This window comes from Aeromonas sp. FDAARGOS 1411 (assembly GCF_019047125.1).
In the GTDB taxonomy this organism is placed as follows: Bacteria; Pseudomonadota; Gammaproteobacteria; order Enterobacterales; family Aeromonadaceae; genus Aeromonas; species Aeromonas veronii.
Window position 1 is genome coordinate 363,244 of record NZ_CP077214.1, and the last position, 22,729, is coordinate 385,972.

At 58.3% G+C, this 22,729-nt stretch carries 22 protein-coding genes and 1 pseudogene; 21 read left to right on the forward strand and 2 right to left on the reverse strand.

Annotation, left to right across the window (positions count from 1 at the left end):
- Nucleotides 1-24: 24 nt before the first annotated feature.
- Both I6L41_RS01615 and I6L41_RS01620 read right to left on the reverse strand, forming a co-directional pair.
- Nucleotides 25-1,777, reverse strand: a pseudogene (locus I6L41_RS01615) (amidohydrolase).
- A gap of 66 nt (nucleotides 1,778-1,843) precedes the next feature.
- Nucleotides 1,844-2,755: a GyrI-like domain-containing protein gene (locus I6L41_RS01620; protein WP_216961522.1), complete on the reverse strand. Its 912-nt coding sequence runs from the start codon at nucleotides 2,753-2,755 to the stop codon at nucleotides 1,844-1,846.
- Nucleotides 2,756-2,909: 154 nt separating this feature from the next.
- Between I6L41_RS01620 and fliE the strand changes: the two genes are divergently transcribed.
- The 21 genes from fliE to I6L41_RS01725 all read left to right on the forward strand — a co-directional run bounded on the left by fliE (nucleotide 2,910) and on the right by I6L41_RS01725 (nucleotide 22,724).
- On the forward strand, nucleotides 2,910-3,227 hold the full coding sequence (fliE, locus tag I6L41_RS01625; RefSeq protein ID WP_005353687.1) for a flagellar hook-basal body complex protein FliE: 318 nt from the start codon (nucleotides 2,910-2,912) through the stop codon (nucleotides 3,225-3,227).
- Between the two features lie 62 nt (nucleotides 3,228-3,289).
- Nucleotides 3,290-4,999 carry a flagellar basal-body MS-ring/collar protein FliF gene (gene fliF / locus I6L41_RS01630; RefSeq protein ID WP_216961525.1) on the forward strand — a complete coding sequence of 570 codons (1,710 nt, stop codon included), beginning with the start codon at nucleotides 3,290-3,292 and terminating at the stop codon, nucleotides 4,997-4,999.
- Nucleotides 4,992-6,053 carry a flagellar motor switch protein FliG gene (fliG, locus tag I6L41_RS01635; protein ID WP_005334749.1) on the forward strand — a complete coding sequence of 354 codons (1,062 nt, stop codon included), beginning with the start codon at nucleotides 4,992-4,994 and terminating at the stop codon, nucleotides 6,051-6,053. Before fliF ends, fliG begins: the two co-directional genes overlap by 8 nt.
- Before the next feature lie 68 nt (nucleotides 6,054-6,121).
- Nucleotides 6,122-6,946, forward strand: a complete 825-nt coding sequence (gene fliH / locus I6L41_RS01640; RefSeq protein ID WP_216961528.1) for a flagellar assembly protein FliH — start codon at nucleotides 6,122-6,124, stop codon at nucleotides 6,944-6,946.
- 52 nt (nucleotides 6,947-6,998) lie between these two features.
- The gene (fliI, locus tag I6L41_RS01645; RefSeq protein ID WP_005334747.1) at nucleotides 6,999-8,330 is read left to right on the forward strand and encodes a flagellar protein export ATPase FliI; all 1,332 of its coding nucleotides are present in this window, start codon (nucleotides 6,999-7,001) and stop codon (nucleotides 8,328-8,330) included.
- A gap of 27 nt (nucleotides 8,331-8,357) precedes the next feature.
- Nucleotides 8,358-8,798 carry a flagellar export protein FliJ gene (gene fliJ / locus I6L41_RS01650; RefSeq protein ID WP_005334746.1) on the forward strand — a complete coding sequence of 147 codons (441 nt, stop codon included), beginning with the start codon at nucleotides 8,358-8,360 and terminating at the stop codon, nucleotides 8,796-8,798.
- 67 nt (nucleotides 8,799-8,865) lie between these two features.
- Nucleotides 8,866-10,794: a flagellar hook-length control protein FliK gene (locus tag I6L41_RS01655; protein WP_216961532.1), complete on the forward strand. Its 1,929-nt coding sequence runs from the start codon at nucleotides 8,866-8,868 to the stop codon at nucleotides 10,792-10,794.
- 57 nt (nucleotides 10,795-10,851) lie between these two features.
- Complete coding sequence (fliL, locus tag I6L41_RS01660; RefSeq protein ID WP_042054463.1) at nucleotides 10,852-11,367, forward strand: flagellar basal body-associated protein FliL; 516 nt, start codon at nucleotides 10,852-10,854, stop codon at nucleotides 11,365-11,367.
- Between the two features lie 7 nt (nucleotides 11,368-11,374).
- Nucleotides 11,375-12,445 (forward strand): flagellar motor switch protein FliM, encoded by a 1,071-nt coding sequence (fliM, locus tag I6L41_RS01665; protein ID WP_005334736.1) that lies wholly within the window; start codon nucleotides 11,375-11,377, stop codon nucleotides 12,443-12,445.
- Nucleotides 12,446-12,494: 49 nt separating this feature from the next.
- Complete coding sequence (gene fliN, locus I6L41_RS01670) at nucleotides 12,495-12,887, forward strand: flagellar motor switch protein FliN (RefSeq protein ID WP_005298791.1); 393 nt, start codon at nucleotides 12,495-12,497, stop codon at nucleotides 12,885-12,887.
- On the forward strand, nucleotides 12,884-13,264 hold the full coding sequence (gene fliO / locus I6L41_RS01675) for a flagellar biosynthetic protein FliO (protein WP_005362049.1): 381 nt from the start codon (nucleotides 12,884-12,886) through the stop codon (nucleotides 13,262-13,264). The genes fliN and fliO overlap by 4 nt, the downstream gene beginning before the upstream one ends.
- Nucleotides 13,251-14,024 carry a flagellar type III secretion system pore protein FliP gene (fliP, locus tag I6L41_RS01680; protein WP_005334729.1) on the forward strand — a complete coding sequence of 258 codons (774 nt, stop codon included), beginning with the start codon at nucleotides 13,251-13,253 and terminating at the stop codon, nucleotides 14,022-14,024. Before fliO ends, fliP begins: the two co-directional genes overlap by 14 nt.
- Nucleotides 14,025-14,049: 25 nt before the next feature.
- Complete coding sequence (gene fliQ, locus I6L41_RS01685; RefSeq protein ID WP_040065332.1) at nucleotides 14,050-14,319, forward strand: flagellar biosynthesis protein FliQ; 270 nt, start codon at nucleotides 14,050-14,052, stop codon at nucleotides 14,317-14,319.
- Nucleotides 14,316-15,113 carry a flagellar biosynthetic protein FliR gene (gene fliR, locus I6L41_RS01690; RefSeq protein ID WP_019444720.1) on the forward strand — a complete coding sequence of 266 codons (798 nt, stop codon included), beginning with the start codon at nucleotides 14,316-14,318 and terminating at the stop codon, nucleotides 15,111-15,113. The genes fliQ and fliR overlap by 4 nt, the downstream gene beginning before the upstream one ends.
- The gene (gene flhB, locus I6L41_RS01695; protein WP_216961535.1) at nucleotides 15,106-16,236 is read left to right on the forward strand and encodes a flagellar biosynthesis protein FlhB; all 1,131 of its coding nucleotides are present in this window, start codon (nucleotides 15,106-15,108) and stop codon (nucleotides 16,234-16,236) included. The genes fliR and flhB overlap by 8 nt, the downstream gene beginning before the upstream one ends.
- A 107-nt stretch (nucleotides 16,237-16,343) precedes the next feature.
- Complete coding sequence (gene flhA / locus I6L41_RS01700; protein WP_216961538.1) at nucleotides 16,344-18,446, forward strand: flagellar biosynthesis protein FlhA; 2,103 nt, start codon at nucleotides 16,344-16,346, stop codon at nucleotides 18,444-18,446.
- Nucleotides 18,447-18,462: 16 nt separating this feature from the next.
- Entirely contained in the window at nucleotides 18,463-19,887 is a 1,425-nt protein-coding gene (gene flhF, locus I6L41_RS01705) for a flagellar biosynthesis protein FlhF (RefSeq protein WP_216961541.1), read from the forward strand.
- A gap of 1 nt (nucleotide 19,888) precedes the next feature.
- Nucleotides 19,889-20,764, forward strand: coding sequence for a MinD/ParA family protein (locus I6L41_RS01710; protein WP_013723550.1), 876 nt, complete (start codon nucleotides 19,889-19,891; stop codon nucleotides 20,762-20,764).
- Nucleotides 20,757-21,476 (forward strand): RNA polymerase sigma factor FliA, encoded by a 720-nt coding sequence (locus I6L41_RS01715; RefSeq protein ID WP_019444723.1) that lies wholly within the window; start codon nucleotides 20,757-20,759, stop codon nucleotides 21,474-21,476. Before I6L41_RS01710 ends, I6L41_RS01715 begins: the two co-directional genes overlap by 8 nt.
- 111 nt (nucleotides 21,477-21,587) lie before the next feature.
- Nucleotides 21,588-21,971, forward strand: coding sequence for a chemotaxis response regulator CheY (cheY, locus tag I6L41_RS01720; RefSeq protein ID WP_013723552.1), 384 nt, complete (start codon nucleotides 21,588-21,590; stop codon nucleotides 21,969-21,971).
- A gap of 12 nt (nucleotides 21,972-21,983) precedes the next feature.
- Nucleotides 21,984-22,724: a protein phosphatase CheZ gene (locus tag I6L41_RS01725; protein ID WP_005353668.1), complete on the forward strand. Its 741-nt coding sequence runs from the start codon at nucleotides 21,984-21,986 to the stop codon at nucleotides 22,722-22,724.
- The last annotated feature ends 5 nt before the right edge of the window (nucleotides 22,725-22,729 follow it).

The window sequence follows — 22,729 nt, forward strand, 5'->3', positions numbered from 1 at the left end:
GCGGGCCTGTTTGTTCTCTCGGTGTCAGTGGGCTGAATAGACCTGCTTGCCCTTGAACATGGTCCAGAGCACCTTGGTCTCCTTGAGCTCTTCGCTTGCTACCTGTTCCAGATTGCGATCCAGCAAGATCAGGTCAGCACTCTTGCCCGCGCTGATGGAGCCAATCTCTTTCTCCCGTCCAATTACCTTGGCGGCGTTGAGGGTATAGGCCTGCAAGATGGCCTGACGGCTGATCTGTTCGCTGGCGGGGGGCTGCAAGCCAAGCTCCCCTTGACGAGTGAGCGCGGTATACATGGCGAGGAAAGGGTTGGGGCTGGAGACCGGCCAGTCACTGGCACCGGCGATAATGGTGCCGCTTTGCAGCAAGCTGCCTGCCGGATAGAGGCGGGCTAGCAGTGCCGGAGGCACTTTTCCTTCAAGCAGCAGGGTAGTCGCCACGTTTTTCCCGGCCCACAACAGTTGCATAGATGCGGCCACATTGAGTGGTTTGAAACGGGCAATGCTGGCCGGGCTCACCACCTCCAGATGGGTGATGCTGTGCAGCAAGCGGTGATCCTGATTGTGGGCCCGGGCATAGGCGATGGCATCGAGGGATTCACGGACGGCCCGATCGCCGATGGCATGAAAGTGAGCGATAAGTTGATGGGCATCCGCGGTGTGGATCAGCTCGTTGAAACGCTGCTTGTCCAGATCGTCCTTGCCGCTGTAACCGGGACGGTTGAGGTAGGGCTCGCTCAACTTGGCGGTCTGGGATGGATACTCGATGACACCATCTTGCAGGATCTTGATCCCCACCAGTTTAACGTCCGGGGCATCTTGAAACTGCTGTTGCAGCGCCAATACGTCATCAATGATGGCGGGTGATGCGTGGATCCCCACCAGTGCCAGTGCGGATACATGTCCGGTCAGTTTGCCTTCCCGGGAGAGCATGCTGTACGCCGGCAGCAGGCCGGTATCGCGGCGATCCGGCTCGGCGTTGAAGATGGGGGCGAGGGGGCGAATGTTGCTGATAGGGTCCATCCAGGCGGTAATGCCCACCTGATTGAGCTGTTTGGCGGCGGTCATGATGGCCTTGGCAATCGTCTCGTCGCTGACGGGGGGCAGCGCCTTGAGGATGGCATCCCAGCCGCCTTCCGAGGCAAAGCCATTGAGCTTGCCGGATGGGGTGAGGCCAAAATTGCCTTTCAGCGGAGCATAACGACCGGCAAGGGTGTCGGCATCAATGCCAGCCTTGCGCAGCATGGCCTGATTGGCCCAACCGGTGTGGGCATCCGAACCGGCAAGCACTACCGGGATCTGCCGGTATTGCGGGCCATTGAACACCTGATCGAGCAGGGGAAGCTGATGCCAGTAGTCGAGGGAGACATTGCTGTATAGCTCTACATCGCCCAGTGTCAGGCGGGGATCATCCTTGCTGCGGGTCAGAAATTGCTGCACCTGCTCAACCTCACTCATGGCGTCAGGAAAGTTAACCGTCATCCCCCTGAAAACCGGCAAATGCCGTATGAACATGGCTGTCGATGAGCCCCGGCATCAGGTACTTTCCTTTCAGATCAAGGCGATTGGCATGGTTGCCGAGGCGGGCGCTGACCTCCTGATAGCTGCCGACTGCCACGATCTTTTTACCTTCAATGCCGACCGCTTCCGGGTGAGGGTTCGCCGGATCACCACTATAGATGGTGCCGCCAAAGATCAGCGTCTGGCTCTGTGACTGGGCATTGGCGGCAGCGGGAAGCGTTACCAGCAGGCTGGCGAGAAACAGCGTTTTGATATTCATGGGCATGACTCCGTCGCTTCGGTGCCCGAAGGCACCGAAGTGGGTAAATGGAAATGAGGTATCGGCTTATCGGTTGATCAGCGGGATACAGATATCAAACACGTAATGCTCCCGGTCGGGGTCCGTGCCTGCGTGGTATTGCTCGTAACACGGGCGATCGTCGCAGTTCAGCCCTTGGCCCACTACCCAGCGAAACGCCGTTTCCCAGCAGGCAACCAGTTGATCGCCGCGAGCGATAAACTGACAAACCGCATAGGGGCCCGCGGCGATGGTCTGGGTGGTTAACTGGCGCCCAGCGGGGATCTCTGGCCCCAGCTCGATGCAGACGTCAGTACGGCAACGGGTCTCATCGGTGATATCGGGGATATCCCAATAGAGACTCAGGGTACCCGCTGGTGTCATCGCCTCGTCTGAGGCGAACAGCGCGAGCAAATCCCGATGAGCTTGCTCACAGGTCTCCTTGCCATAGGGGCCCAGGCGGCGCATGTACGCCACGCGCCGGGCGGGCATCTGCCTGACGCTAGTCCCCTGCAACAGACCCGGGTGTTCGGTGACCGGGTGCATGACCAGGCCATCATAGGTGTCAAAGGGAAGGGGATCGTTTCCAATCTTGCTTTTCCAGTTTCCCCCCTGCTGCTGGCGGTATTCTGAGGGGCTCATGGCGAAGTGCAGGCGAAAGGCCTTGGCGAAATTCTGGGAGCTGGAGAACCCGGCGGCCAGGGCGAGGGTGGTGATGTCGCTCTGGGGGGAGGCGAGCAAGCGACGGGCAGCGCGCTCCATACGCAGGCGCCGGGTAAATCCGGCAATGGTCTCGCCGACCATCGTCTTGAAAATACGGTGGAAGTGGAAGGTGGAGATGGCTGCCGCTGCTGCGACCTCATCCAGGCCCGGATTGTCATCCAGATGGTGGCTGATGTAGTCCATCGCCTTGAACACGGGTTTGCGATAATCCAGATCGGACTCCTTGCCAGCCAGCAAAAGTGGGCGTCAGAGTCGGATTTAATCAGAGCCATCTGCCGTTGTCGAACCCGTCCGGCCTGGTCTGGCCACTCATCCGCATCGCGCTTTTAACGCATTGGCACTCTAATTGCTTGTTGCATGCCAGCGTCAATGATTTGTCTGGGGATGGAAAATGGAAATTAGTGCAAGCAGCCTGATGCAAGAGATGCAGGCGCTCAAGATCGAAGCAGGCGCAACGCCGCTGGCACAACCCGGTCGTCAGGTAACCTCCGACTTTGGTCTGCTGCTGCAACAGGCGCTTGGCAACGTCAACGAGCTGCAAGGGGCCGCCAATGACCTGCGTACCCGTTTCGATATGGGCGACAAGTCGGTGGATCTGGCCGAGGTGATGATCGCGGGCCAAAAATCGTCCATCGCCTTTGAAGCCACGGTACAGGTACGCAACAAGATGGTCGATGCCTACAAAACCATCATGAACATGCCGGTATAAGCGACGCCAATAAACCATGACGACTGAACATCATGAACATGTCAGCAATAAGGACATAAATCGTGGCTACTGACCAAAACGGCGATCTGCTGATAAACGATGAGGGCACCGCCGCCCTCGATGAAAATGAGCAGAAGAGTTCGGCGCTGGGCTTCCTGTCCAATACCGATGTGCTGCGGCAAATCACCCTGATCCTGGGGCTTGCCATCTGTCTGGCCATTGCGGTGTTTATCCTGCTGTGGGGCAAGGAGCCGGACATGCGTCCCCTCGGCACCTACACCACCCAAGAGCTGGTGAAGACTCTCGACTTCCTCGATCAGCAGAAGATCCCCTACGAGGTGGATGGCAAGAGCGTGCTGGTCAACGCCGAAAGCTACCCCACTATCCAACTGGCCCTGACCCGTGCCGGTCTTGCCAATGCCACCGATAGCAGCATCGGTGGTGAAGATATCCTGCTCAAAGATTCCAGTTTCGGCGTCAGCCAGCGGATGGAGAGTGAACGTCTGAAGCTGAGCCGCGAGCGCCAGCTGGCGAGCGCCATCGAACAGTTCCAGAATGTGGCCAAGGCTCAGGTGCTGCTGGCTATCCCGAAAGACAACGTGTTTGCCCGCAACGAACGCAAACCCAGTGCCACCGTGGTGCTCAACCTGAAAGGGGCGGCGCTGGGGCAGGGGGAGGTGGACTCCATCGTTGATATGGTGGCCTCTGCCGTGCATGGCCTTGAGCCGACCCGCGTCACCGTCACCGACCAGAATGGCCGCCTGCTCAACTCCGGCTCGCAAGACCCGATCTCGGCCCAGACTCGCAAAGAGTTTGCCATGCAGCAGAAGCAGGAGCGGGAGTACAAACAAAAAATTGACGCCATCCTGATCCCGGTGCTGGGAGCTGACAACTATACGGCGGAAGTGGATCTATCTCTCGACTTCTCTCAGCAGGAACAGACCCGCAAGACTTACAACCCGGACCTGCCTGCTGTGCGCTCCGAGATGACCATGGAAGAGAACAGCGCCAGTGGCAGCAACGGTGGTGTGCCTGGTGCACTCTCCAACCAGCCCCCTGCCGCTTCCAATATTCCCGAGGAGGCGACCGGTGGTGATGGTGCCAGCGCTGCTGCTTCGGGCCGTTCCCGCAAAGAGGCGACCCGCAATTTCGAGCTGGATACCACCGTCAGCCATACCCGTCGCCAGATGGGTGGCATTCGCCGCATGACTGTTTCGGTTGCCGTTGATTACAAAGCGGTACCCGGTGCCGACGGGGCCGTGACCCGTGAGGCGCGCACCCAGGCAGAACTCGATACATTGCGCCGTTTGCTGAGCGGTGGCCTTGGCTTTGATGTGACCCGTGGTGATACCCTTGAGGTGGTCGCGATTCCGTTCAATCGCCCAGAGCTGGATACCGTGGCCGAAGTGCCGCTCTACGATCAGCCCTGGTTCTGGCGTGCGGTGCGGATTGCCGCCTCGGTACTGGTGATCATCGTCTTGATCGTCACCGTGGTTCGCCCCATGCTCAAGCGACTGCTCTATCCGGATGCCAAACCGGAAGGGGAAGTGGATTTCGACAACCACACCGTACTGGGTGGCGACGACGAGTTGAGTCTGCTGTCAGCACAAGTCGAGAACGATCAGGTATTTGGTGTACGCGATGGCCAGCTGAAACTGCCGGATCTGCACCGTGACGAAGACTTGCTCAAGGCGGTACGTGCGCTGGTGGCGAACGAGCCGGATCTGGCCGCTCAGGTCATTAAAGAATGGGTAACGAACAAAGATGCCTGAAGAAAAGAAGAGTCAAGTCACCGGCAATGACATCACCGACAGTCAGCGCCAGATCCTCGACCAGATGTCGGGGATGGAAATGGCTGCGGTGCTGATGCTGAGCCTCAATGAAGAGGATGCCGCCCAGATCTTCCGTCATCTCGAGCCCAAGCAGGTGCAGCGGCTCGGTATGTCGATGGCCTCCATGTCCGACTTCAGTCACGATCGGGTGGCGGCGGTGCACCGTCAATTCATCGACGATATCCAGAAGTACACCAACATCGGTATCGGCAGCGAAGACTTCGTGCGTAAGGCGTTGGTGGCGGCCCTTGGCGAGGACAAGGCGAGCAACCTGGTGGACCAGATCATTCTCGGTTCCGGCGCCCGCGGTCTCGATTCGCTCAAGTGGATGGATGCCCGTCAGGTGGCCAGCATCATCCAGAACGAACACCCGCAGATCCAGACTATCGTGCTCTCCTATCTGGAGCCTGAGCAGTCCGCCGAGATCCTGAGCCAGTTCCCGGAGCAGGTGCGCCTCGATCTGGTGATGCGTATCGCCAACCTCGAAGAGGTACAACCGGCGGCATTGCAAGAGTTGAACGACATCATGGAGAAACAGTTCGCCGGTGCGGCCGGTGCCCAGGCAGCCAAGATGGGCGGCCTGAAGGCTGCCGCCAACATCATGAACTATCTGGATACCAATATCGAAGGCCAGCTGATGGACTCCATCCGCGAGTCGGACGAAGAGATGAGCCAGCAGATCCAGGATTTGATGTTCGTGTTCGAAAACCTCATCGATGTGGACGATCGCGGCATCCAGACCATGCTGCGGGAAGTGCCGGGGGATCTGCTGCAACGCGCCCTCAAGGGCTCCGACGATCAGATGCGCGAGAAGATCTTCAAGAACATGTCCAAACGGGCGGCCGAAATGCTGGCAGACGATCTGGAGGCCATGGGGCCGATCCGGGTCTCCGAAGTGGAAGCGGCCCAGAAAGAGATCCTCTCCATCGCCCGTCGTCTGGCGGATGCAGGCGAAATCATGCTGGGTGCCGGTGGCGGCGAGGAGTTCCTCTAAGCCATGGCCCATAAACCGAATTGCGATGCCAACCCCGCATCAGGCAGTGGTGAGGAGCCGCGCAAAGCATGAACAACAAACTGCGTGGTTATGTGCGCCCCGAGGGCGATGATGCCCGGGTTGAGACCTGGGGCTGGCCCGAGATGGAGGTCGAGGTAGAGGCGGGTGCGCCCACCAATGCCCTCGGCCTTGCCCCTGACTGGTATCAGCAGGAAGAGGAGGTGGTGGAGCCGGAGCCCGAACAGGAGCCGACTCCCAGCATCACCGCCGAAGAGCTTGAAGCGATCCGTCAGGCCGCCTGGGAAGAGGGAATGGCTGAGGGGCGCGAGTCCGGTTATGCCAAGGGTATGGAAGAGGGCAAGCTGGAAGGATTGCAACAGGGCCACTCTGCCGGTCTCGAACAGGGGCGCGAGGAGGGGCTGGCCATGGGCCGCGAGCTGGTGGAGCAGGAGATCGCCCACTGGCAGGGGCTCGCCGCCCGCCTTGCCAATCCGCTTAACGAGCTGGATCAGGCGGTGGAGCAGCAGCTGGTCTCGCTGGTGATGCAACTGGCCCGCGCGCTTATTCGTCACGAAGCGGAGACCTCCCCCCGCATTCTGCTGGAGGCGCTCAAAGAGGGGCTGGCCTTGCTGCCCGCCGCCGAACAGGGGGTGACTCTGATGTTGCATCCCGACGATATCGCGCGAATCGAGCAGGTATTTGGCGCCGAAGAGTGCGCCAAGCGCCACTGGCGATTGCAAAGCGATCCCACCCTCTCCCCCGGCGATCTGCAACTGGCGACCGAGCTCTCCAGCATCGATCTGACCCTCTCCGGGCGCATCGATCAGTTGCTGCGCAACTTCTTGCGGGACAATGCGTCCCAGAAACCGGCTTCGCAGGACTCACGCCCATAACCGATGCCGGACGTTGCTGTCCGGCTGCACTTTTTAGCTCTCAGGAGGCCAGATGAGCGGCTCGCTACTGAACCGGTTGCAAGGGTACAAGGTACGCGACAGCGCCCCCAAACCGCCGGTTGCCGGTAAATTGACCAGGGTGGTGGGGTTGACCCTCGAAGCCATCGGCTGTCGCGCCGCCATCGGTGCCCTCTGCCGCATCGATACCCTTGATGGGACGTTGGAAGCTGAAGTGGTCGGTTTTTCTGGCGATCGCCTCTATCTGATGCCGAGCGAGCAGCTCAAGGGGGTGATCCCCGGTGCCCGGGTGGTGCCCATTACCGAAGAGCACGGCATTCCGGTCGGGATGAACCTGCTTGGTCGGGTCATCGACGGCATTGGTCAGCCACTCGATGGCCTCGGCCCCATTCTCTCCTCCCAGACCGTGCAGTTTGCCCAACACCGCATCAACCCGCTCTCTCGCCGCCCGATCCATCAGCCGATGGATGTGGGTGTACGCGCCATCAACGCCGTGCTGACGGTCGGTCAGGGCCAGCGGATGGGGTTGTTTGCCGGTTCCGGTGTTGGTAAATCGGTGCTGCTGGGCATGATGACCCGCGGCTCGGTGGCGGATGTGGTGGTGGTCGGCCTCATCGGTGAACGGGGCCGGGAAGTGAAAGAGTTTATTGAAGACATTCTGGGAGAGGAGGGCCGTGCCCGCTCCGTGGTGGTAGCGGCTCCCGCCGATGCCTCGCCGCTGATGCGGCTAAAGGGGTGTGAAACGGCGCTGGCCATTGCAGAATATTTCCGCGATCAGGGGCTTAATGTGCTGCTCTTGATGGATTCACTGACCCGTTATGCCCAGGCCCAGCGTGAGATCGCGCTGGCGGTGGGCGAGCCGCCAGCGACCAAGGGCTATCCTCCCTCGGTATTTGCCAAATTACCTGCGCTGGTGGAGCGGGCGGGTAACGGCAGTGACGGCCAGGGCTCCATCACGGCATTCTTCACCGTACTGACCGAGGGGGATGACCTGCAAGATCCCATTGCCGATGCGGCGCGAGCGATCCTCGATGGCCACATAGTGTTGTCGCGCGAGCTGGCCGATGCGGGCCACTATCCGGCTATCGACATCGAGAAGTCCATCAGCCGGGTCATGCCCATGGTGACCTCGCCGGAACATATGGATTTGGCGCGCACCCTCAAGCAGTTCTACTCCCTCTATCAGCAGAACCGGGATCTCATCACCATCGGCGCCTACAGTCAGGGTTCCGATCCGCGTATTGACCGCGCCATCATTCAAAAACCCTATCTGGATCAGTTCTTGCAGCAGGGGATGCGCGAGGTCATTCACTACGATGATGGCCTGCAAGCCTTGCAGATGGTGGCGATGCCATTGATGCGCTGATGATGGTCGGTAACAGAGAGGTCGACGATGAGTAAAGGGTTGGTATTGTTGGCCGATCGGCTGGTGGAAGCGGAGCAGCAGTGTGCGCTGGCACTGGTGAAGGCGCAGCAGGATCTCAAGCTGTTCATGGATCAGCAAAATGCTCTCAACCAGTACCGCCAGATCTATCACCAGCAGTGGACCGATCGCGGCCTGCAGGGTATTTCGCCCCAGCAAAATACCCAGTATCACGCCTTTATCAACAAGCTCGAACAGGCAGCGACCCAGCAGTACGAAGGGGTGTTGCAGGTGCGTCAGGCGCTGGAACAGCGCCGTGAAGAGTGGCTGGCGGCCCAGCAGCGGCGCAAGGCGGTGGAGCTGTTGCTGGAGAAGCAGGCGAGCCGCGAGCAGCAGAAAGCCCAGCGTCAGGAGCAGAAGATGCTGGATGAGTACGCCATGTTGCGACGCTTTCATCAATCTGGCCTGTAACTTGCTTTGATATGGACATTGTCGGCGGCCATCTCTTTGGGGGCCACCAGAATTCAGGGATCCCATCATGATGCAGACACTGTTGACACAAACGCCTTCGGCTCCGGCCAACGGGTTGGACAAAGCGCCTCTGAGCGGTTCCGTCGAGAGCAAAAGTATCGATGGGGGAACCGGCAGCGACAGCAAGGGTGATTTCGCCACCCTGATTGCCAAGGCCCGGAACAGCGAACAGGGCGCCGCCGAGGCCACTCAGGGCGGTAACCATGTCCGATCAGCCAAATCTTTGGCGACCGAAAGCGCCTCTCCCAAAGAGGAGACCAGCAAGGAGCAGGATCCTGACGCCGACAACAAGGTGGAAGAGGTCCCTGCCACCGACTTTCTGCTCCGTCTGCAAGACTCCCTCAAGCTCGATACCTCGCTAGTGACACCCCAGCTGGCGGTAGCAGCCCAACAGAGCGCCACTGTGGTAGACGGCAATCCGTTGCCGCAAGAGGGTGAGCTGGAGGGGATTGCGCTTGATGAAAGCGAGCAGACTCCTGCCGCTGCCAGAATTGCCAGCCAGCTTGCCAGTCAGACCGGGGCGCAGTCGCCGCTGGCGACGACCGCCAATTCGACTCTTGATACCACCGTATCGTCTTCAGCGGCGCGAGTGGTGGCGCAGGGCGATGCCTCTGTTGCCGTTCTCTCCTCTGAAGGGGAAGATGCCGCCACCACTGCGGATGGGCAGGCCGGGGAGAAAGCCTCTGCCAAGGGCGAAACCCTCGGGGCTGATGGCAAGCACACCAAGCCCCTCACGGGGGCCGAGCGAATGGCCCAGCTGGCCAAGGTGCTGCCGGTCGATGAGTCGGCAAGCACTGCCAAATCCGCTGAGCCTCTCGCTGCAAAAGAGGCTGGCGACAGTAAATCCGATCTCGCCGCCAGCAATGCTTTGACTAACAAGGGGCAGGCAACGCAAGCCGCGACTCAGGGGGCCGCGCTCAAGGCCTTCAATGAGGGGCTCAAGCAGCCTGAGGCGGGCGCTGCAACCACTTCAGCAGCTGCGGATGGAAATGGGGTAGCTGGCAAGGGGGCAGAAAAGGGGGCCGCCGAGGGTAGCCAGCAGCCAGCCACCGCCGCTAATCAAGGTTCGGCGCCCGTGAGGACGGCGCACAGTGCCGCAGAAAGTGCCGCAGTCCAGAGCAGCGTAACGACAAATGCGACGACTCCGACCGATAGCGCTGCCGCCCCCGTGATGGTGGCGCCGCAGCAGGTGTTGGCACAGGCCGAATCTCAGGGGCCGCAAGCGCCGTTGTCGACCATTTCAGCCGGCATCAAACAGATGGAAGTGACGGGCACCGACGAGGTGCGAAAAGCGGTTTCGCTTGAGGTAAAGCCGAAGGCCGGTGAGGCGGAGAAGAGCCTGGTTGCGACGACATCGAGCAGTGAGAGCAGCCCGAGCCAGACCGTTCAGCATGGCCAGAACAGCCAGACTCAGCCACAGGTAGCCGATAGCCGGGCACCCGCCGCTGAGACGACGTTGCGCCGTGAGCCGCAGAATTTACCCCATTTGAAACTGGCCAGTCAGGAAGCACCTGCCGAATTGCACCAGAAGGTCAATGTGATGCTGGCCGAAAAACTGCAACAGGCGGAAATTCAGCTCGACCCCCTCGGCCTTGGCAAGATGAAGATCCAGATCCAGATGGGAGCTGACAGCCAGGCCAACGTCCATTTTGTGGTACAACATGGACAGACCCGTGAGATGCTGGAGCAGGCGATGCCCCGGCTGCGTGACATGCTGGCAGGGCAGGGGATCCAGCTTGGTCAGACGCAGGTACAGCAGCAGTCGCAACAACAGCAGCAACAGGGCCAGCCCACCTTTAACGGGCAGGGGCAGCAGGGGCAGAGTAGTGGTCAGCCGCGGTCCGGTAACGGGCTGGTTGAAGGGGAGCTCACCACTTCCAACCCCAGTTTGCTGGTGGAATCGACAAACGGTTCCGGAATTGATTTCTATGCTTGATGCAATCCCGAGTAAGTTTATGATATCGAACAAGTTTGAGACTAGGGTGGACAAGGGATGGCTGACGATAACGAGTTGACGCTAAAAGACCCGGCTGCGGGCAAGAAAAAGAAGCTGATCATTATCATTGCTCTGGCGGTTATTTTGCTGGGCGGTGGTGGTGTTGGCGCCTTCCTGATGCTCTCCGGCTCCGATAAACCGCCCGCTGAAGCGGCGGAAGGTGCCGAGGCCGCCCCCAAAGAGGAAGCGCCTAAACCTTCCCTCTATGTCGGTATGCCGCGCCCCTTTGTCTTCAACGTCGCAGGTGCCCAACGAGATCGACTGGTGCAGATCAAGATCCAGCTGATGGTGCGCGGTACCGCCGACGAGACGCTGGCCAAACAGAATATCCCCCTGATTGAAGGCACCTTGCTGCGGGTATTCAGCGCAGCCAGTGCCGAACAGCTGATGACCTTTGAAGGCAAGGAGAAGCTGCGCAAGGATTCACTGGAAGAGTGCCGTCGGGTGCTCAAGGACCTGGTCTCTTCCCCAGTTATCGAACAAGTGCTGTTTACCGGCTTTGTAATGCAGTAGGTGAAGCGTGAGCGATCTGTTAAGTCAGGACGAAATTGATGCCCTCTTGCACGGTGTCGATGATGTCGAAGAGGAAGAGATAGGCGGCGCTGGAGACCCCGGCGTAGCCCAGTTTGACTTCTCCTCCCAGGACCGCATCGTCCGTGGTCGCATGCCGACGCTGGAGCTGGTGAATGAACGTTTCGCCCGCCATATGCGGATCAGCCTGTTCAACATGATGCGTCGTACCGCCGAGGTCTCCATCAACGGGGTGCAGATGCTCAAGTTTGGCGAGTATGTTCATACCCTGTTTGTGCCGACCAGTCTCAACATGGTGCGCTTCCGCCCGCTCAAGGGGACGGCGCTTATCACCATGGAGGCCCGATTGGTCTTCATCCTGGTGGAGAACTTTTTCGGTGGCGATGGCCGTTATCACGCCAAGATTGAAGGGCGCGAGTTCACGCCGACCGAACGGCGCATTATCCAGATGCTGCTCAAACTGGTATTCGAGGATTACAAGGATGCCTGGGCGCCGGTGATGGACGTGGGGTTCGAGTATCTCGACTCCGAAGTGAACCCGGCAATGGCCAACATCGTCAGCCCGACCGAGGTGATCGTGGTCAGCTCGTTCCACATCGAGCTCGACGGTGGCGGCGGCGACTTCCACGTGGCGATGCCTTACTCCATGCTGGAGCCGATCCGCGAGCTGCTGGACGCCGGTGTGCAGAGTGACAAGGGGGATACCGACGTACGCTGGAGCAAGGCGTTGCGTGACGAGATCATGGACGTCAAGGTGGAGTTGCGGGCCAAGCTGCTGGAGACCGAACTCACTTTGCGTGAGCTGATGGAGCTGCGACCCGGCGATATCATTCCGGTCGATATGCCGGAAAATCTGCTGGTTTTTGTCGAGGACTTGCCCACTTTCCACGCCAAGATGGGCCGCACCAAGGATAATGTGGCGCTCAAGATCACCGACAAGCTCAAACGTCCGGAAGGGGTCAAGACGGAGATGCATCTGGTGACCCGGGGCGGGGTACGAATTGATGGCGAGGCCGAGCTGGAAGAGCTCGAGCGCAGTATCGAAGATCAACAGCGATAATTGACGGTTTATTACGGTAAACGGTCACGAAGTAGCATAAGGAAACAAGATGAGCGGAACTGAGGAAGAGGATCTGATGGCTGATGCCTGGGCTGCGGCTCTGGAGGAGCAGGTGACGGCGGAAGCCAAGCCAGCCCCGCTGGAAGAGTTGAAAGATGATGCCCCCATCAGTGCCGAGGAGCGTCGCAAGCTCGACACCATTCTCGATATTCCGGTCACTATCGCCATGGAGGTGGGCCGCAGCCAGATCAGCATTCGCAACCTGTTGCAGCTGAACCAGGGCTCGGTGGTGGAGCTGGATCGGGTTGCAGGCGAGCCGCTGGACGTATTGGTCAACGGTACCCTGATCGCTCACGGCGAGGTGGTGGTGGTGAACGACAAGTTTGGTATTCGCCTGACCGACGTCATCAGCCAGATTGAACGGATCAAGAAGCTCAAATGATGCGCCTCCTGTTGTTATTGCTGCCTGTTCCGGCCTTTGCCGAGACAGCGGCATCTGCCAACGTGCCTAGTCTGAGCTCCTGGTTGCTCTCCAGTCTGATGGTGATCGGTCTCATTCTGGTGCTGGGCTTTCTGCTCAAGAAGAGCAAGCTGGCGACCGCCATGGGTGGCGGCCAGATGCGGGTCATCGCCTCGTTGCCGGTGGGTTATAAAGAGAAGCTGCTGGTGGTCAAGGTGGGCGAACAGCAGTTGCTGGTCGGCGTAACACCGCAGCAGGTCAACTTTCTCTACCGGCTGGAGGAGCCGCTGGACGAAAACCAGCCGCAGGCGTTTTCCCAGCAGCTTGGCAAATTGATGGGCAAGCATGAAAAAAGCTAACGGCTTATGGCTGAAAACGGGGCTGCTGGTCAGCCTGCTGATACCACTGTTTTGCTCCTGGCCAGCGCTGGCACAGGACGCCATGTCGGCGGTGACCGTCAAGACCATGGGGGATGGCTCTCAGGAGTACAGCCTGACCCTGCAAGTGCTGGCGCTGATGACCGCGCTCTCCTTCTTGCCGGCCATGGTGATCATGATGACCTCGTTTACCCGCATCATTGTGGTGTTGGGTATCTTGCGCCAGGCGATAGGTCTGCAACAGAGTCCCTCCAACCAGGTGTTGATCGGCATCGCCCTGTTCATGTCGTTCTTCATCATGTCGCCGGTGCTGGATCGCATCAATGATGAGGCGTTGCAGCCCTATCTGGCCGAGACCATTCAGGCAAAGGAGGCGCTGGAGCGGGCCGAGTTGCCCATCCACCAGTTCATGCTGGCCCAGACCCGGATCAAGGATCTCAATACCTTTATGGAGATCGCCAACGTGCAGGTGGAGAAACCTGCCGATGTACCGCTACGGGTGCTGATCCCTGCGTTTGTCACCAGCGAGCTGAAAACCGCTTTCCAGATTGGTTTTATGCTGTTCTTACCGTTCCTGGTCATCGATCTGGTGGTCGCCAGTATTCTGATGGCGATGGGGATGATGATGCTCTCGCCGATGATCGTCTCGCTGCCCTTCAAGCTGATGCTGTTTGTGATGGTGGATGGCTGGAACCTCATTCTGGGGTCACTGGCCAACAGTTTCGGACTGGGTGCCGGTTAGCCGGTCGAGCGCAAGGAGCCCGAACATGAGTCCTGAAACCTTTGTCGACGTCTTTCGCGAGGCGCTCTGGCTGGTCAATATCATGGTCAGCGCCGTGATCCTGCCCAGCCTCGCTATCGGGCTGGTGGTAGCCATTTTTCAGGCGGCCACCTCCATCAACGAACAGACCCTGAGCTTTCTGCCCCGTCTCATCGTGACACTGTTTGCGCTGGGTGCTGGTGCTCACTGGGGTCTGCAGAGTCTGATGGACTTCTTTGTACTGATGGTCAATCAAATCCCCGAGGTGGTGGGATGACCTACACAACCGCTCTGATCATGGAGTGGTTGTCTTCCATCCTCTGGCCGCTGGCGCGGGTGAGCAGCCTGCTGATGGTGATGGCTGTGTTTGGCAGCCGCCTTGCTCCTGCGCGGGTACGGATGGGGCTGGCGCTTGCTATCACCTTTCTGATTGCCCCGCTGCTTCCGAAAATGCCCCCTATCGAGCTCTTCTCTGCCGGCAGTTTTCTGGTATTGGGCCAGCAACTGCTGATCGGTATTGCCCTCGGCCTGATGACCCAGTTTCTGATGGAGAGCTTCGTGATGGCCGGTCAGGTCATCGCCATGCAGACCAGCTTGGGCTTTGCCACCCTGGTGGACCCGATGAATGGCCAGTCGGCCCCTGTGGTGGGGCAGTTTTATCTGATGCTGGCGACCCTGGTGTTTCTGGCGCTGGATGGTCATCTGGTGATGCTGCGGCTGGTGATCCTCAGTTTTGAGACTTTGCCGGTGTCGGACGCCGGGCTCACTTTACCGGCCATCCGTACCCTGATCGGTTTTCTCGGTGTGATGTATCAGGCTTCACTGGTGATGGCCCTTTCTGCCATCGTTGCCCTGCTCTTAATCAACTTCGCCTTTGGTGTCATGACCCGGGCGGCGCCGCAACTCAACATTTTCAGTATCGGTTTTGCGGTCAGCATGATGTCGGGTCTGCTGATCCTCTGGCTCACTATCGGCGGGTTTCTCGGCCACTTCGACATCATGTGGGAGCGGGTGCAGGAGGTCAGCTGCGAGCTGATCAACACCCAGTGCTTCGGGGGCGCTCATGGCTGATACCGACCAGGAACGTACCGAACACCCCACGGGCAAACGACTGCAACAGGCCCGTGAAAAAGGGCAGATTGCACGTTCAAAAGAGCTGGGGACCGCCAGCGTTCTGCTCTCGGCGGTATTTGGTCTGCTGATGCTCAAGGGCTCGCTGGCGACTGCCATGATCAAGGTTGTCACCATGGGCTTTACTCTGGACAGGGAGCAGGCTTTCGATCCCAATGCCATGATCGCCATGGTGCCGGCGCTGCTGGGGGAACTGGTGCTTCCGCTGGGACTATTGTTTGCACTGGTGGCGATTGCCGCTTTTATCGGCAACACCCTGATGGGGGGGATGAACTTCTCCACCGAAGCTATGATGCCCAAGATGAGCAAGCTGAGTCCGCTCAGTGGCCTCAAGCGAATGTTCGGGGTGCAGTCGCTGATCGAGCTTGTCAAATCCATCGCCAAGGTGGTGTTCATCACCCTGTTTGCCTGGTGGATGTTATCCAGTCAGTTCAATCACCTGCTCAACCTCTCCATGGAGGGATTTCCCGGCGGCATTATTGATGCGCTGGAGTTGTTTCTCTGGATGTTGATCATCCTCTGCTGCGCCCTGCTTCCCATCGTTGCCATCGACGTGCCGTTCCAGCAGTGGAACCACATGCGTCAGCTCAAGATGACCAAGCAGGAGGTCAAGGACGAGTTCAAGGACAGCGAAGGCAAGCCCGAGGTAAAGGGCAAGATCCGTCAGTTGCAGATGCAGATGGCGATGCGCCGGATGATGGGGGATGTACCCAAGGCCGATGTTGTGATCACCAACCCGACCCACTACTCGGTAGCGCTCAAGTATGATGCGGGCAAACCCGGTGCCGCGCCCAAGGTCGTAGCCAAGGGCACCGATGAAATTGCAATGAAGATCAGGGAGATCGCCAGAGAGTACGAGATCCCCATCATGCCGTCACCGGCTTTGACCCGGGCTATTTACCACTCAACCGAGCTGGGCCACGAGATCCCGGAAGGGCTGTTTGCTGCGGTTGCCCAGGTGCTCGCCTATGTCTTCCAGCTCAAGAAATTCCGTCGTGGTCAGGGGCGCCGTCCCCAGCCACTGGCTAAAGATCTCCCCATTCCGACCGAATATCGCAAATGACAAAGTTCTGACGTAGTCAAAATAAATCCATTGCATTTCAATGTCTTGTATTGTTGGCCTGATGTTTGCTTTAATCTGGCACCAGCAGGTTGAAATTGAGAAGCGCGATGGAATTCAAGGCAGTATTGGGCCAGTTCAAAGAGTACCGGGGAGTTTTGGGCAAAGGCCTTGGTACCCCTCTGCTGGTATTGGCCGCGCTCGGCATGGTGGTGCTGCCCATCCCGCCGCTGATGCTGGACGTGCTCTTCTCCTTCAACATTGCCCTCTCCATCGTGGTGCTGCTGGTATCCGTCTATACCCGCCGCCCCCTCGAATTTGCTGCCTTCCCGACCGTACTGCTGCTCGCTACCTTGCTACGGTTGGCGTTGAACGTTGCCTCGACCCGGGTGGTGTTACTGGAAGGTCATAATGGCAGTGCGGCGGCCGGCCATGTGATCGAGGCGTTCGGTAACGTGGTGATCGGCGGCAACTATGCGGTCGGCATCATCGTTTTTACCATCCTGATGATCATCAACTTTGTGGTGATTACCAAGGGCGCCGGGCGGATCGCGGAAGTGAGTGCCCGTTTTACCCTTGATGCGATGCCGGGCAAACAGATGGCCATAGATGCCGATTTGAACGCCGGTCTCATCAATCAGGAAGAGGCGAAGAAGCGTCGTCAGGATGTGACCCAGGAAGCTGACTTCTACGGCTCCATGGATGGTGCCTCCAAGTTTGTCAAAGGGGATGCCATTGCGGGCATCATGATCCTCTTTATCAACATCATCGGCGGCTTCATCATCGGGATGATGCAGCACCAGCTGACCTTCAGCGAATCGGCCGAGATCTATACCCTGTTGGCCATCGGTGACGGTCTGGTGGCGCAGATCCCCTCCCTGCTGCTCTCCATCGCTGCCGCCATCATAGTGACCCGTCAGAATACCGATCAGGACATGGGTACCGCAGTACTAGGCCAGCTGTTTGACAATCCCAAGGCGCTGATCATCTCGGCCGGGATTCTGCTGATGATGGGGCTGGTGCCGGGGATGCCGCATTTCGCCTTCCTGAGTCTGGGGGCTCTCGCCGCCGCCGGCGCCTGGTGGTTGCTGCGCCGCGAGAAACTGGCTGCCGCCAAAGCGGCCAAGGGCGAGCTGCTGCCTGCCACTGCCGAACAACCTCATGAGCAGAAAGAGCTGAGCTGGGATGATGTGATGCCGGTGGACATCATAGGGCTGGAAGTGGGTTATCAGCTGATCCCGCTGGTGGATCGCAATCAGGGGGGCGAACTGCTCAACCGGATCAAAGGGGTGCGCAAGAAACTCTCGCAAGAGCTGGGCTTTCTGGTCCCTGCCGTCCACATTCGCGACAACCTGGATCTGGCGCCAAACCAATACCGCATCACCTTGATGGGGGTCAGTACCGGCGAGGCCAATGTCTACCATGATAAGGAGATGGCCATCAATCCGGGGCAGGTGTTCGGTCAGATCCAGGGGATAGCGACCCGGGATCCCGCCTTCGGACTGGAGGCGGTCTGGGTTGCCAATGAGATGGTCTCTCAGGCACAGACGCTGGGGTATACGGTGGTGGATACCGCGACCGTGGTAGCTACCCATCTGAGCCAGATCCTGACCAACCATGCGGCTCTGTTGCTGGGTCATGACGAGGTACAACAGCTGCTCGACATGATTGGCAAACATCAGAGCAAGCTGGTCGAAGGGCTGGTGCCGGAAGTGATAAGCATGGGTAACCTTGTGAAGGTATTGCAGAATTTGCTCAATGAAGGCGTGCCAATCCGCGATATGCGCACTATCCTGCAGACCCTGGTTGAATACGCGCCGCGCAGTCCGGATCCGGAAGTGCTCACGGCCGCTTGCCGGATTGCCCTGCGTCGCCTGATTGTGCAAGAGATTGCAGGCCCCGATCCCGAGCTGCCGGTGATTACCTTGGCGCCGGAATTGGAACGTATATTGCATCAATCCCTGCAGGCTGGTGGTGGTGATGGTGCCGGTATTGAACCGGGTCTGGCAGAGCGGATGCAGCGCTCGCTGGTGGAAGCCACTCAACGACAAGAATTGGAAGGCCAACCGGCCGTGCTTCTGACATCGGGGATCTTGCGCAATACCCTGGCGAAATTTGTCAAGAATGCCATTCCTGGATTGCGCGTTCTGTCTTATCAGGAAGTGCCCGACGACAAGCAGATCCGCATCGTCAGTGCGGTAGGGCAGAACTAGTTAGCGGAGACGACGGGTGAAGATTAAGCGGTTTTTTGCCAAGGATATGCGAACGGCTCTGGCCGAGGTCAAGGAGACTCTCGGGCCTGACGCCGTCATCATGTCCAACAAGAAGGTCACCGGAGGGGTAGAGATAGTCGCCGCAGTCGATTATCAATCCCAGGTTCCGGGGCCCAAAGATGCGCCGGTTCGCCGTCAGCTGAACGATGAGAGCGTCAATATTTCGTCTGCTGCACGGCAGATGATCCGCCCCGAGCCGACGCCGGCGAAGGAGCAGAACGAACATTATGCCGATACCCTGGCCGCCTTGCTGGCGCGCCAGCAGAAGCTCAAGCCGGGCAATGGGGCGCCGATGGGCAATACCCAATCGGCCGGTCTGGCCGCTGCCAATGCAGCGCCCAGAACATTGGCCGAACAGGGGCAGTGGGGCGCCGCTCCGGAACCTGCCAAACCCAAGGCCCGGGTTGCCTCCGGCCAGCGCGCCTCTCAACCTGCCCAGCGGGATCAGGAGATGGAAGGGATGCGCAAGGAGATGGCCAGCATCCGCAAATTGCTGGAGCACCAGATCTCCGGGCTGATGTGGCAAGAGGTGGAGCGCCGCGAACCGATGCGGGCCCTGCTGATCAAGGAGCTCAAGAAACTGGGCTTTGACGATGCGTTTGCCGATCAACTGGCGGGACTGATCCCCGAAGATATGTCCATTCATCAGGCGATGGCCCAGTTGGCTGAGGTGCTGACGGCCCAGCTCAAGATCAGTGAGGACGAGATCATGCGTCAGGGCGGCGCGGTGGCGCTGCTTGGTCCGACCGGGGTGGGCAAAACCACTACCATCGCCAAGCTGGCGGCCCGTTTCGCCATGAAGTATGGCGCCGAGCAGGTGGCGCTGATCACCACCGACAACTACCGGATTGGTGCCCATGAACAGCTGCAGACCTATGGTCGCATCATGGGGTGTCCGGTGCGGCAGGTGCGTGATGCCGAAGAGTTGGCCAATGCCCTTTATCAGTTCCGCCACCGTCGGCTGGTACTTATCGATACGGCCGGGGTGGGTCAGCGGGATATCCGGTTGACCGAGCAGCTCGATACCCTGGTCAAGAATGCCAAGGTACGGATCCGCAGTTATCTGGTGATGTCGGCAACTTCCCAGCGTCGGGTGATGCAGGAGGCGGTTGACCATTTCCGGCGTATTCCATTAAGCGGCTGCATACTTACCAAATTGGATGAAAGTCTGAATCTGGGCGAAGTGATTAACGTGTGTATCCAGAATTCATTGCCCATCAGCTATATCACTGACGGACAAAGGGTTCCGGAAGATATTCAGGTTGCCAATGCGGCGCAGCTCGTCGGGGCTGCTATGGGCTCGCTGGAGCGAGAAACAGAGGAGCCCTATTTCTGGGGCGCAGGCTTTGGCGAGGCCGAAGATTCGGAGTTTTATGAGTAACATGTATATGGATCAGGCGAGTGGTCTGCGCAAAATGCGTCAAAACAATCGAGTAAAAGTAATCGCCGTTTCCGGTGGTAAAGGTGGCGTGGGCAAGACCAACGTGACCCTGAACGTGGCCGGAGCCATGGCCGCCCAAGGCAAGCGGGTGATGGTGCTGGATGCCGACCTGGGTCTGGCCAACGTCGACGTCATGCTGGGGCTGCGGGTTCATCGCAACCTCTCTCATGTCCTGGCGGGTGAGTGCACCATCGACGACATCATTGTCGAAGGCCCTTACGGCATGATGATCGTGCCTGCGACCTCGGGCACCCAGTCCATGGTCGAGCTTTCTCCGGTGCAGCATGCCGAGCTTATCCGTGCCTTCAGCGAGATGAAGACCCAGGTCGACATCCTGCTGGTGGATACGGCTGCGGGTATCTCCGACATGGTGCTGAGCTTCACCCGAGCCGCTCAGGACATCATGGTGGTGGTCTGCGATGAGCCGACCTCCATCACCGATGCCTACGCCCTCATCAAGATCCTCTCCAAGGATCACGGCGTGTTTCGTTTCAAGGTAGTGGCCAATATGGTGCGCAGTCTGCGCGAAGGGCAGGAGCTCTTTGCCAAACTGACTCGGGTCACGGATCGTTTCCTCGACACCTCGCTGGAACTGGTCGCCTGTGTACCCTATGACACCAATCTGCGTGCCGCCGTGCGCAAGCAGAAGCTGATTGTCGAGGCGTTTCCCAAGTCGCCGGCCGCACTAGCGTTTCGGGCCCTTGCCAACAAGGCGGCGAGCTGGCCGGTGCCCAACCAGCCGGGCGGCCATCTGGAGTTTTTCCTGGAAAATTTGTTGCAGAAACCGGCCACAACACAGGAAGGTTCCCGTGAATAAAGCCCAAGCGTACTTGCGTCATCAGGATTCCTATGTGCTGGTGGAGCGTCATGCTCCCCTGGTCAAGCGAATTGCCCAGCATTTGTTGGCTCGCCTGCCCAGCAGTGTCTTGCTGGATGACCTGATCCAGGCAGGTATGATTGGGCTGCTTGAAGCCTCCCGCAACTTTGACGGTAGCAAGGGGGCCAGCTTCGAGACGTATGCCGGGATCCGCATCCGCGGCGCCATGCTGGATGAGATCCGGCGTGGTGACTGGGTGCCCCGTTCAGTGCATCGCAACAGTCGCGCTATTGCAGAAGCGATCGAGAATGTCGAGCAGACTCACGGGCGTGACGCGCGAGATACCGAGGTTGCTGCCGAGATGGGGGTCTCCATCGCTGATTACCATGCGATGCTGCAAGATGTCTCCTGCGGCAAAATTATCGGCATCGAAGATTTGGGAGTCAGCGAGGATGTGATCGGCAACCCCGATGACGCCCCTTCAGGCTCGGGATTCGATGAATTGGCTGCCGAGCGATTTCAGATTCAATTATCCGAGCAAATTGGTCGTCTACCAGAGAGAGAAGCTTTGGTTCTCTCTCTTTACTACGATGAAGAGCTGAATTTGCGTGAAATTGGCGAGGTTTTGAATGTCAGCGAGTCGCGTGTGAGCCAGATCCACAGTCAGGCAATGCACAGATTGCGTGCTCGTTTGAGAGATTGGCATCTATAAGTGTTTGTACTGGCTACACTGAGATGAAACTCTAAGGCATAATCCGCACGACACAACCCGTTTTTAGCATCATGTAAGTGAGCCACTCTGGTGGCTATTTAGGAGGGAATTTTGGACAAGAACATGAAAATCCTCATTGTTGACGATTTTTCAACGATGCGCCGGATTATCAAGAACTTGCTGCGCGACTTGGGATTCAACAATACCCATGAGGCGGATGACGGCAATACAGCGCTGCCGATGCTGAAAAATGGTGATTTTCAGTTTGTAGTTACCGACTGGAACATGCCTGGCATGCAAGGTATTGACCTGCTTAAAGCCATCCGTGTCGATGAGAAGCTCAAGCATCTGCCGGTACTGATGGTAACTGCTGAAGCCAAACGTGAGCAGATCATTGAAGCCGCCCAAGCTGGCGTCAACGGTTACATCGTCAAGCCCTTCACCGCAGCAACGCTCAAAGAAAAACTCGACAAAATTTTCGAACGAATTGGCTAAGGAGCTGCAGGGATGATGGCCAAAACGAGAGCAATGATTTCGCTCGACCAGGCAAGGATGCTTGTTGCTCATCTGGAGCAAGGCGAATTTGAGCTGGCCGATGAACTGCTTGCCGAAGTATGTGCCCCCAACGCAGCCGATCTGTTTGAAAAAGTAGGTCAGCTGACCCGACAACTGCATGATTCACTTCAAGAATTTCGCCTTGATCCCCGTATTCCCGATTTGGCTACTCATGATATTCCCGATGCTCGGGAGCGCTTGAGCTACGTTATCGATATGACCGACAAAGCGGCCAATCGCACAATGGATGCGGTGGAAGCCAGTTTGCCGATAGCGGATCGCCTGAATGACAATATCCAGCTGGTGATGCCGAACTGGAATGCCCTCATGTCTCGTGACATGAGCGTGGGGCAGTTCAAATCCTTATGTCACCAACTTGATGATTTTATTAAGGCTTCAGAGTCTGATGCCGATAAATTACGGCAACTGCTGACAGAAATCCTGATGGCACAAGATTTTCAGGATTTGACAGGTCAGATGATCCGCAAGGTCATCAAGCTTGTTCAGGAAGTTGAAACAAAATTAATAGAAATGCTGACCATGTTTGGTGAGGCTTCTGCTGAGCATTCAACTCGTAGTATTCCTGTCAACGGGATTGAAGCAGAGGGCCCTATCATGAACCCCGAGGCTCGTGCCGATGTGGTCAATGGTCAGGATGATGTGGACGATCTGCTGTCTAGCTTGGGATTCTAATGGAG

Excerpts from the sequence above, each read along its gene's own strand:
- I6L41_RS01710 (WP_013723550.1), top strand. The coding sequence starts at position 19,889 with ATGTATATGGATCAGGCGAGTGGTCTGCGCAAAATGCGTCAAAACAAT.
- fliJ (WP_005334746.1), top strand. The coding sequence starts at position 8,358 with ATGAGTAAAGGGTTGGTATTGTTGGCCGATCGGCTGGTGGAAGCGGAG.
- fliQ (WP_040065332.1), top strand. The coding sequence starts at position 14,050 with ATGAGTCCTGAAACCTTTGTCGACGTCTTTCGCGAGGCGCTCTGGCTG.
- fliR (WP_019444720.1), top strand. The coding sequence starts at position 14,316 with ATGACCTACACAACCGCTCTGATCATGGAGTGGTTGTCTTCCATCCTC.
- flhB (WP_216961535.1), top strand. The coding sequence starts at position 15,106 with ATGGCTGATACCGACCAGGAACGTACCGAACACCCCACGGGCAAACGA.
- fliO (WP_005362049.1), top strand. The coding sequence starts at position 12,884 with ATGATGCGCCTCCTGTTGTTATTGCTGCCTGTTCCGGCCTTTGCCGAG.
- fliI (WP_005334747.1), top strand. The coding sequence starts at position 6,999 with ATGAGCGGCTCGCTACTGAACCGGTTGCAAGGGTACAAGGTACGCGAC.
- flhA (WP_216961538.1), top strand. The coding sequence starts at position 16,344 with ATGGAATTCAAGGCAGTATTGGGCCAGTTCAAAGAGTACCGGGGAGTT.
- fliN (WP_005298791.1), top strand. The coding sequence starts at position 12,495 with ATGAGCGGAACTGAGGAAGAGGATCTGATGGCTGATGCCTGGGCTGCG.
- fliE (WP_005353687.1), top strand. The coding sequence starts at position 2,910 with ATGGAAATTAGTGCAAGCAGCCTGATGCAAGAGATGCAGGCGCTCAAG.
- fliH (WP_216961528.1), top strand. The coding sequence starts at position 6,122 with ATGAACAACAAACTGCGTGGTTATGTGCGCCCCGAGGGCGATGATGCC.
- I6L41_RS01725 (WP_005353668.1), top strand. The coding sequence starts at position 21,984 with ATGATGGCCAAAACGAGAGCAATGATTTCGCTCGACCAGGCAAGGATG.
- fliP (WP_005334729.1), top strand. The coding sequence starts at position 13,251 with ATGAAAAAAGCTAACGGCTTATGGCTGAAAACGGGGCTGCTGGTCAGC.
- fliG (WP_005334749.1), top strand. The coding sequence starts at position 4,992 with ATGCCTGAAGAAAAGAAGAGTCAAGTCACCGGCAATGACATCACCGAC.
- fliL (WP_042054463.1), top strand. The coding sequence starts at position 10,852 with ATGGCTGACGATAACGAGTTGACGCTAAAAGACCCGGCTGCGGGCAAG.
- I6L41_RS01655 (WP_216961532.1), top strand. The coding sequence starts at position 8,866 with ATGATGCAGACACTGTTGACACAAACGCCTTCGGCTCCGGCCAACGGG.